The sequence below is a fragment of the Cryobacterium sp. MLB-32 genome, from assembly GCF_000738085.1.
GTDB lineage: Bacteria > Actinomycetota > Actinomycetes > Actinomycetales > Microbacteriaceae > Cryobacterium.
Map to the genome: position 1 here is coordinate 1 of NZ_JPRS01000379.1, position 1,883 is coordinate 1,883.

Consider the following 1,883-nt stretch of genomic DNA (forward strand, 5'->3'; position numbering starts at 1 on the left):
TCTCCGAACGCTGATTGGTCGCCTGTGGCAACCCGCGCCAAGAGCTCCCCTTGTGAGAGAGGCTCCACCGACGAGTCGTCGAGGTTGAAATCAGTAGTCATAAGACCAAGCATGTCAGGTTCAATCCCTTTCCATGATGAGGGTTCGGTACCGAGCCCCACATGGATTGGATATTGACGCAAAGAGAAGATGTAAACAAAAAAGTAGAGGCCGGGCCGCAGAGCACCTCTCGGCGCGAGGCCGCTCGAAGCGGCGAATAATGGAACCCGGGATTACTGCGGCCCGACCAGATTCCAGTGTAATCGAAACCTCGGCAATCCCAAGCGCTCGGACCCGACGGGCAGCATCCGCTCAGGTTGAGCGTCAGACGCCAGCGGCCCTACTCGAGGGAATCGGTGCGCCACAGACGCGCGCAGGCACCGAACTCCGCCGCGGTCGTGGAAAACCGCAGCGCTCGGGTCGTGAGCTCGGATGAGCGGTGAGGCTCGGTGGCCTCGTGGTCGTCGGCAACGCTCGTGCACCCCGTGGCCGTGACACGGCAGTACGCCGCCGCGCGATCGAGCGCGACGGCAAAGTCCCCCGTGAACACGCCCCGCAGGATCTCGTCGGCGAGCGTGATGATCTCTGCGGGCCCGGTGGGCACGGCGGCGCCGGCCACCACCGGATCGATGGTGCGCACCACGTCCGTGCCGCGCTGATAGAGGTAGGCGGTGCCTTCCGGGTCTTGCCGAATAAGCAACCTGATCAGGTAGATGCGCCACAGGGCTCCGGGAAGGCTGCGGGCGGTGGCACGCGACCAGAGCTCAGCCACCGCGTCGATGCCGTTCTCGTCGGTATACGCGACCAGTCGCTCGACGGTGTCCGGGTCCGGGTTCGTGCGAACCCGGGTCAGGAGTGCCTGGGCGGTTTCGTGTGCGACCCGGCTGATCGCGGCCGGGTCCTCTCCGCCCTGAAAGGCTTCGAACTTATTACCGGAAAACAGGGTGGGCTTGTGAAAGTCCTCGGTCATGAATTCTCCTCTCCTCTGCACTCGTATTATGGCCGTATCCAGCGTCTCAAGGACAGTGTTTGGGCACGTCTCAACGCTACCCAGAAAAGTGCGCCGCAAATCCACGATAGATTGGTGTGTGCGGGCCTCTAGCTCAGTTGGTAGAGCAAAGGACTTTTAATCCTTGGGTCGTCGGTTCGAGCCCGACGGGGCCCACTTTCAGCGCGTGTGACGCGCAAGTGGTCATCGCCGTTGTGATGGAGGGGAAAACCTCCCCTCCGTCACGGGAGACCTCCCCGCCGCTTGAGGCGCGAGTCGGATAGTCGCTGTCGCCTTCCCGCTGGTCGGGGCACGAGGACCGAGCGCTTGGATCGAGGTTGTCAATCTCGAGACCGCGTAGGCCGACACGAGCACGCTGTGTCTAGCTCGTGTAGTGCGGGCCGTCGTGTCCCTTCGGTGTCGGTACCGGGGGTCGTCCGCCTCGTCGCGGAGTTCTCTTCGGGTCGACGGTGGCCGGCGGGATGAAGTAGACCACGTTGTCTGTGACGATGATCTCCCAGCCTTCGCGATGAATCCTGTGATGGCAAGCACTGCACAGCATCAAAATGTTCGATTGATTCGTCGGCCCGTCCTGCGATTTGTACCAAACGATGTGATGGCCTTCGGCATAACTCGGCGGCCGCCGGTTGTCGAGCCTGTCGAGACACAGCCCGCGGTGGCGCACCCGCCGTCTCGTTCGATCGCCGCGAGCTTCTGTGCCCGGGTGAAGAGCCGCTTCCCGAGCCCGAAATCGAGCACTTCACTCTTGCCGCCGAGGACCATCGGAATGAGACACGCCTCCGCGGCCATCTTCCTGGCCGTGAACGCCGAGATCGGCTGCTCGATCCCATCCAGC

The 1,883-nt window shown here is 62.9% G+C and carries 2 protein-coding genes, 1 tRNA gene and 1 pseudogene; 1 reads left to right on the plus strand and 3 read right to left on the minus strand.

The window, feature by feature from the left end:
* Nucleotides 1-379: 379 nt before the first annotated feature.
* Complete coding sequence (locus tag JF66_RS18720) at nucleotides 380-1,009, minus strand: hypothetical protein (protein ID WP_035880380.1); 630 nt, start codon at nucleotides 1,007-1,009, stop codon at nucleotides 380-382.
* A 122-nt stretch (nucleotides 1,010-1,131) separates the two neighbouring features.
* Between JF66_RS18720 and JF66_RS18725 the strand changes: the two genes are divergently transcribed.
* Nucleotides 1,132-1,204 (plus strand) — tRNA-Lys (locus JF66_RS18725).
* Nucleotides 1,205-1,409: 205 nt separating this feature from the next.
* Here JF66_RS18725 and JF66_RS25455 read toward each other — a convergent pair.
* Both JF66_RS25455 and JF66_RS24655 read right to left on the minus strand, forming a co-directional pair.
* Nucleotides 1,410-1,697, minus strand: coding sequence for an HNH endonuclease (locus JF66_RS25455; protein WP_369798071.1), 288 nt, complete (start codon nucleotides 1,695-1,697; stop codon nucleotides 1,410-1,412).
* Nucleotides 1,589-1,883 (minus strand): annotated as a pseudogene (locus tag JF66_RS24655) (hypothetical protein); the annotation flags it as partial. The pseudogene JF66_RS24655 and the gene JF66_RS25455, both read right to left, overlap by 109 nt.